This is a genomic window from Bacillus sp. GMs2/2 (genome assembly GCF_050172095.1).
In the GTDB taxonomy this organism is placed as follows: Bacteria; Bacillota; Bacilli; order Bacillales; family Bacillaceae_G; genus Bacillus_A; species Bacillus_A cereus.
On record NZ_JBNLYE010000219.1, the window covers coordinates 1 to 6774 of the forward strand.

The window sequence follows — 6774 nt, forward strand, 5'->3', positions numbered from 1 at the left end:
CTAAAAATAGACTCGAAACTTATAAACTATTTATTTAGGAGGAAAAAAATTATGAAATCTACTGGTATTGTTCGTAAAGTTGATGAATTAGGTCGTGTAGTAATTCCAATCGAATTACGCCGTACTTTAGGTATTGCAGAAAAGGACGCTCTTGAAATCTATGTTGATGACGAAAAAATCATCTTAAAGAAATATAAACCAAACATGACTTGCCAAGTAACTGGTGAAGTATCTGACGGTAACCTTTCTTTAGCTGAAGGTAAAATCATCTTAAGCAAAGAAGGCGCTGAGCAAATCTTAAACGAACTTCAAGATTATATCGAAACAGCAAAATAAGCTTCTCAATTATGAGAAGCTTATTTTTTATCGACATGATAGATTTGATATACATCTCTTTTCGACAAATCTCGATCTTTAGCGACTGTTTTAATCGCTTCTTTTGAATTCATACTTTTTTCATTTATATAATATTCAATATGATCATATACCGAAAGAGATTCCCACCATTGTTCTTCTGGAGCAGGTTCTTCTGTTGAACCAGCTACTAAAATACAAAACTCACCACGTACTTCATTTTGCTTCGTCCACTCAATTGCTTCTTCGATTGTCCCTCGAATAAATTCCTCAAATTTTTTCGTTAACTCTCGACATAATACAATCTCTCTATTTCCCAACACTTCCTGCATCGAAATTAAAGTATCGTCTAAACGATGAGGCGCTTCATAAAACATCATTGTAGTTTGTACATAACGAAGCTTTTCTAACTCCATCTTTCGTTCCTTTTTGTTTCTCTGCAAGAAACCATAGAAATAAAACTGCTTTGTTTCAAGACCGGATGCAATTAATGCTGTAAGGGCTGCATTTGCTCCAGGAAGCGGAATTACATGATATTGCTCAGCTACTGCCTCAACGACAATATCGTAACCTGGATCAGAAATACACGGCATACCAGCGTCGCTAACAAGTGCTACATTCTTTCCATCCTCTAATTTCTCTAATAGTTTCTTCCCACTTACTTCTTTATTGTGCTCATGATAACTCGTAACAGGTGTTTCAATTTCAAAATAATTACAAAGTTTTTTCGTTTGTCTCGTATCTTCAGCAGCAATTAAATCAACTTCTTTTAAAATTCGGATTGCACGAAATGTCATATCTTCTAGATTTCCAATAGGAGTTGGTACTAAATATAAAACTCCCTTTTCATTTTGTTGAAAGCTTTTTTGTTGCCACATAGCGTTCTCCTTTTTGCATATATGCCTCTTTTTGTTTTCTCGTTAATTGCTTAAAGTAATACTCCGCTTGCATAGCTGTACGCTTATCATCGTGGGTCTCTACATATTTTAAAACAACAGGAAGCCTGACGCGTGTATACTTAGCCCCTTTGCCGCTATTATGAGTCTGAATTCTCTTTTCTATATGGTTTGTATATCCAGCATAATAACTTCCATCAGAGCACTCTACCACATAAAAAAAGTGCTTATTCTTCTCCATATAAAATCGAACGTAGCTCCTTTGTATATTCGTTATTGTTCTCATATACAACGAGAGGCGGTAAAATTTTCAAATCTGCATTTCCATCCTTAATTCCTTCAATTAACAATGTATTTGCTTCTTTTCCAACCTTAGGATAAACAAATTGCACACGCTTTGGTTCAATTTTATATTTACGCATTAATGTGACAATGTCTAGTAATCGCCCTGGACGATGTACAAACGCTACTTTCCCACCTTGTTTTACTAACTGACTACTTACAGATACAACATCTTCTAATGTACACATAATTTCATGACGAGCTATCGCTAAATGTTCATTCATATTTTTCTCTGAAGTTTGAGGTGTTTGAAAATATGGTGGATTACATGTAACAACATCATATTGATGACGCCCAAGTTTCTCTGGCATATCTTTCAAATCTCCATGTATGAGGTGAATTCTTTCCTCCAACCCATTGTATTGAACACTTCTTACTCCCATATCATATAAGCGTTCTTGAATTTCCACACCAGTAATATTTCCTTTTGTTCTTGTACTTAATAGAAGGGGAACAACCGCGTTACCTGTACACAAATCAAGTAAATTCCCCTTTTGAATTGGTACCCATGCAAAATCTGCAAGTAAAACGGCATCTAAAGAAAAATTAAATACTGATGGGCTTTGTATAATCTTCATGTCTTGTGCTAATAAGTAATCTAAACGTTCATCTTCATATAAATTCATATACTGCTCCTTTTCTTACCCTTAACCTACCCTATTTTATGTATAAAAAATTACCTTTCCAATTATAATTGGAAAGGTAATTTCACTTTTTATTTAAGAATGACAGACAGAATAAACAATCTCCCTCTTTACGTACACTTCCATAATGTAGATTGCAAATATGAAAACCTTCTTGATACAGTCTCGCTAAATTGTCATAGCCTTCACCAATATCTGTTTTCGGCTTCACTTCTTTACGTTTTTGAGTTTTTTGTTTTTCTTTATTCTGCACTTCTTCAAAACGGTGTCGCAAATTGTTATTTTCCATTTTTATATGCTGGTTTTCTTCCAACAACTCTGCAAGATGCTGTTTTAACTCTCCCAACTGTTTATATAAATGTCCAATTTGCTCTTCCATACTAGAAACCGATTCAAAAATATCTTTTTTCTCCACAAGCACCCACCTCATTAATCTGTGGTTTGACTCGAAACGACCCCTTTATTCACTAACTCATCTAACGTATATTCTACTATCCGTTCCTTGTCTACTAGTTCCACTTGAATTAATCTTTCTAAAATATTTAATCCGATAACACGGCCAGTACCATGCGGGGTTTGTATACGTTGATCTAAATCAGGAAGTTGTTCCTTTGCTGCCTCATATTCATCATTCTCATATTTTAAGCAACACATTAAGCGACCACATAAACCAGAGATTTTTGCAGGATTTAATGATAAATTTTGATCCTTTGCCATTTTAATGGATACAGGTTCAAAATCCCCTAAAAAAGTAGAACAACAAAGCATACGACCACATGGACCAATACCACCTAGCATCTTCGCTTCATCACGAACACCAATTTGTCTTAGTTCAATTCTTGTTCTAAAAATTGCGGCTAAGTCCTTCACTAGTTCGCGGAAATCGATCCGACCATCCGCAGTAAAATAGAAAATAATCTTATTACGATCGAATGTATACTCTACATCTACAAGTTTCATATCAAGATTATGCTCTACTACCTTTTGTTGACAGACTTGATATGCTTCTTTGGCAGCATGTTTGTTCTCTTCAACAATGGTACGATCATTTTCATTTGCAATACGAATAACCTTTTTTAGCGGTAATACAACGTCGTTTTCATCAACTTGTTTTTTGGTAATAACTACTTTTCCGTATTCAATACCTCTTACCGTTTCTACAATGACAAACTCATTTTCAGAGATATCGAACTGATTTGGATCAAAGTAATATACCTTTCCGGCCTTCTTAAAGCGAACACCTACTACATCATACAAAACGGTCATCCCTCCTGCAACCGCAACACTAACTGTTCGAACACAAGCTGCGCATTTACATTAGCGTTGATTCTATTTTTTGCCTCTAATATATTAAAGAGAGCTGATACAATGCGCTTCTGAGCATAGGAAAACGATTCAAACATCTCTTTCTGATCATGAAAAACAAGACGATCTTCTTCTCCAAGTTGAACATATAATAAATCCTTATAAATAAGGAGTAACATATCTAAACCTTGCTGTAATTGTTCTTTCTCTCCAAAGTGTTTTCCCCATTTTTCTTGTACAAAAAAAATAGAGGTTTTATCTTTTTCGAGCGCTTCACATAATTTTATCACTAAAGCTCGTGCTTGTGCAAACCATTCATCACTACATAAAGCTAAAGCTTCATCAAAACTATTTGTAAGTTGAGCAGCAAGTGTCGATAAAGATGCTGTAATCCCTTCATCCTGTAATCTTCTAATTAAAGATTCCGTAGGTAACGGTCTAAACGTAACAACTTGGCAACGAGATAAAATCGTATTTAAAATTTGATGACTTTGTTCAGTAAGTAAAATAGCAGTTGTATCACTACTTGGTTCTTCTAAAAATTTCAAAAGTGTATTTGCCGCATTTGCTGTCATACGATCTGCGTGCTCAATAATATATAATTTTTTATTTGCCTCTAATCCTGTTTTTGAAAACTCTTCTTGTAAATCATGAATTTGCTGCTTTTTAATAGATAATCCGTCTGGTTTTACAATATGTAAGTTAGGGTGGTTACCTGAATCAATTCGCTTACAGTTTGTACATACATGGCAGGGCTCTACCCCATTTCGCTCAGAACAGAGGAAACTCTTTGCCATTTGAATTGCTGTCGCAAACTTTCCTGTCCCTTTCCCTCCCTCTAACAAGTAAGCGTGGGATATACGCTCTTTTGCAATGCTATTCATCAACATTTTTACACCGATGGGTTGTATAGCAGAAAGCTGCTCCCACGTCTTCGTCATAATGCATACCTCACTTATTTCATTCTTTCCTTCTATTATAACAATTTATCTTCTATAATCTGAACAACTTCTTCTATAAGTTTTTCCATCGGCTGATCAGCATTTACCAATACAATACGATCCGAGAAACGTTCTACAACTTGTAAATACCCTTCGCGCACACGTTTATGGAAAGAGATATCTTCCATATCTAGTCGATTTACTTCACGTCCTGCATCTTTTTCAATCCGAGCCAAACCAACCTCAGGCTCAATGTCTAGATAAATTGTTAAACTAGGCATACAGTCCTCTGTTGCGAAACGATTTATTTCAAATACCTTATCCATACCCAATCCTCTTGCATAGCCTTGGTATGCTAAAGAGCTATCTATAAAACGATCACATAACACGAGGTAGTTCTCATTAAGTGCTGGCATAACTTTTTCTACTAAATGTTGTCTGCGCGCAGCAGCATAAAGAAGCGCTTCTGTACGTGCTTCCATCATCGTATATTCTTGTTTATGTAAAATCGTCCTAATGTCCTCAGAAATTGCAATACCGCCTGGTTCTCTTGTCGCCATTACCTTTTGTGCTTTTTTTTCAAAATATGGCAATAAGCTTTTAATTAACGTTGTTTTACCTGAACCTTCTGGGCCCTCAATTGTTACAAATAATCCCTTCATCCTAAAACCTACTTTCTATATCATACACTTTCATATATTTCGTATTACATTGAAAACGAGCCCCTGCTCTCTCTAAATACATAATTTGCTCTTTATGCTCTGAAGTAATTCTCTCTCCATACATAATCAATGGAATTCCAGGTGGATACGGAATCACCATTTCCGCCGCTATCATTCCAACAGCATCTTCTATAGATACTATCTTTGTTTCATATCCATCTAGTTGTTTATACGTATACGGTAAAAGAGAGAATTCACCTTTATAAGTATAACGAATAGATTCCCTCTTGTCTTTCACCTCATAATGTTGCAATGCTACTCGGATCATCTCTATAACCTTCATATATCCCCCATTTACTTGTAAGGGTAAAATAAATAGGACATTGTACGGATCAGCCATCTCTGTATATATACCGACCTTTTCAAATACAGACTGTAATTCGTACCCTGATAACTGACAACGAGTTTGTACGGTGACCTTTAACTCATCTTGCAACGGATATTCTAAAATGGCGATTTGAGGAATAGAACGTAATTGTTCCTTAAATTTTCGTAAGAACTCAACAATTTCACTGTGACCTTCTTCTTTTATACGCGCCATTGTAAAGCGTGCTATATCCAAGGAAGCCATAATTGGATACGATGGACTACTAGATTGTAGCATACTTAAATAAGTAGTAACCTTCTCTTCGTCTACTAAGTGACTATTTATATGTAAATAGGAACCCATTGTCATTGCGGGTAATGTTTTATGTGCAGAATGAACTACAATATCTGCACCATATGTTAATGCTGACTTCGGGAATGGTTCTCCCAAGCACAGATGTGCCCCATGTGCCTCATCTACCAAAACAGGTATTTTATGTGCATGTGCAAAAGCGATGCTTGCCTCTAGATCCATCCCCATACCATAATAATTAGGATGCGTTAAAATGAGCGCTTTCGCATTTGGATACTTTTCAATTGCTTTCTTAATAATTTCGTTACGAACTCCCACCGGTACGTTATAAGCTTCATCAATCCATGGATCTAAAAAAATGGGATTTGCTCCCGCAAGTTTTAAAGCATTAATAATTGATTTATGGCAATTTCTTTGTACAAGAACAATATCATGTTCCCCGCAACAAGACAAAATCATTGCTAAGTTCCCGACTGTTGAACCATTAATTAAAAAATAGCTCCTCTTTGTATTATAAACTTCAGCCAATAATTGTTGTGCCTCATCTATACATTCAAACGGACTATGCAAATCATCTAGTCCTGCTAACTCAGTTACATCAATAGATAGAATATCTTTAAACTCTCTTATTGCCTCCTGAGGGAAGTTTAAACCATTCTTATGACCTGGAACATGAAAAGATAACGGCCCTCTTTCTTTAAACTCTATTAACGCCTCATATAAAGGCATACGATTTTGATTCATCTACATCTCTTCCTTATTATTCATTCTCTATCTATTATACAGAACAAAAAAAATAATAGGCATATGCCTATTTAAAAATATGATACTTCTAATTTTCGAAGCTGCTTTAAATAATGTATATATTTCGGATCATCTGTCTCTGTATTCACCATATCCTTTTCACATTCATAGCATATTAAATTATTATAAACATATATACCTTCTTTT

The 6774-nt window shown here is 35.3% G+C and carries 10 protein-coding genes; 1 reads left to right on the forward strand and 9 read right to left on the reverse strand.

The annotated features are described in order from the left end of the window. The first annotated feature begins 51 nt into the window (after positions 1–51). Positions 52–336: an AbrB/MazE/SpoVT family DNA-binding domain-containing protein gene (locus ACQGS6_RS20435; protein ID WP_000843036.1), complete on the forward strand. Its 285-nt coding sequence runs from the start codon at positions 52–54 to the stop codon at positions 334–336. A 20-nt stretch (positions 337–356) separates the two neighbouring features. Here ACQGS6_RS20435 and rsmI read toward each other — a convergent pair whose 3' ends face one another. The 9 genes from rsmI to ACQGS6_RS20480 form a co-directional block, all read right to left on the reverse strand. Beyond that, on the reverse strand, positions 357–1232 hold the full coding sequence (gene rsmI / locus ACQGS6_RS20440) for a 16S rRNA (cytidine(1402)-2'-O)-methyltransferase (protein WP_000267821.1): 876 nt from the start codon (positions 1230–1232) through the stop codon (positions 357–359). Further along, positions 1201–1491 (reverse strand): GIY-YIG nuclease family protein, encoded by a 291-nt coding sequence (locus ACQGS6_RS20445; protein WP_000414350.1) that lies wholly within the window; start codon positions 1489–1491, stop codon positions 1201–1203. Before ACQGS6_RS20445 ends, rsmI begins: the two co-directional genes overlap by 32 nt. Further along, positions 1478–2218, reverse strand: coding sequence for a tRNA1(Val) (adenine(37)-N6)-methyltransferase (locus ACQGS6_RS20450; protein ID WP_001055367.1), 741 nt, complete (start codon positions 2216–2218; stop codon positions 1478–1480). The genes ACQGS6_RS20445 and ACQGS6_RS20450 overlap by 14 nt, the downstream gene beginning before the upstream one ends. 82 nt (positions 2219–2300) lie before the next feature. Continuing rightward, positions 2301–2651, reverse strand: a complete 351-nt coding sequence (gene yabA / locus ACQGS6_RS20455) for a DNA replication initiation control protein YabA (protein ID WP_000412063.1) — start codon at positions 2649–2651, stop codon at positions 2301–2303. Positions 2652–2665: 14 nt separating this feature from the next. Continuing rightward, complete coding sequence (locus tag ACQGS6_RS20460; protein ID WP_000272429.1) at positions 2666–3493, reverse strand: PSP1 domain-containing protein; 828 nt, start codon at positions 3491–3493, stop codon at positions 2666–2668. Between the two features lie 5 nt (positions 3494–3498). Beyond that, on the reverse strand, positions 3499–4482 hold the full coding sequence (gene holB, locus ACQGS6_RS20465) for a DNA polymerase III subunit delta' (protein WP_000169563.1): 984 nt from the start codon (positions 4480–4482) through the stop codon (positions 3499–3501). Between the two features lie 35 nt (positions 4483–4517). Continuing rightward, on the reverse strand, positions 4518–5144 hold the full coding sequence (tmk, locus tag ACQGS6_RS20470) for a dTMP kinase (protein ID WP_000677214.1): 627 nt from the start codon (positions 5142–5144) through the stop codon (positions 4518–4520). A 1-nt stretch (position 5145) separates the two neighbouring features. Beyond that, positions 5146–6567, reverse strand: coding sequence for an aminotransferase class I/II-fold pyridoxal phosphate-dependent enzyme (locus tag ACQGS6_RS20475; RefSeq protein WP_001075294.1), 1422 nt, complete (start codon positions 6565–6567; stop codon positions 5146–5148). A 71-nt stretch (positions 6568–6638) separates the two neighbouring features. Continuing rightward, the coding region (locus ACQGS6_RS20480) for a sigma factor G inhibitor Gin (RefSeq protein WP_426965501.1) at positions 6639–6774 on the reverse strand (136 nt) is incomplete at its 5' end.

Bases quoted from the DNA above. Each gene is read 5' to 3' on its own strand.
- ACQGS6_RS20435 (WP_000843036.1), top strand. From the start codon at position 52: ATGAAATCTACTGGTATTGTTCGTAAAGTTGATGAATTAGGTCGTGTA.
- rsmI (WP_000267821.1), bottom strand. From the start codon at position 1,232: ATGTGGCAACAAAAAAGCTTTCAACAAAATGAAAAGGGAGTTTTATAT.
- ACQGS6_RS20445 (WP_000414350.1), bottom strand. From the start codon at position 1,491: ATGGAGAAGAATAAGCACTTTTTTTATGTGGTAGAGTGCTCTGATGGA.
- ACQGS6_RS20450 (WP_001055367.1), bottom strand. From the start codon at position 2,218: ATGAATTTATATGAAGATGAACGTTTAGATTACTTATTAGCACAAGAC.
- holB (WP_000169563.1), bottom strand. From the start codon at position 4,482: ATGACGAAGACGTGGGAGCAGCTTTCTGCTATACAACCCATCGGTGTA.
- tmk (WP_000677214.1), bottom strand. From the start codon at position 5,144: ATGAAGGGATTATTTGTAACAATTGAGGGCCCAGAAGGTTCAGGTAAA.
- ACQGS6_RS20475 (WP_001075294.1), bottom strand. From the start codon at position 6,567: ATGAATCAAAATCGTATGCCTTTATATGAGGCGTTAATAGAGTTTAAA.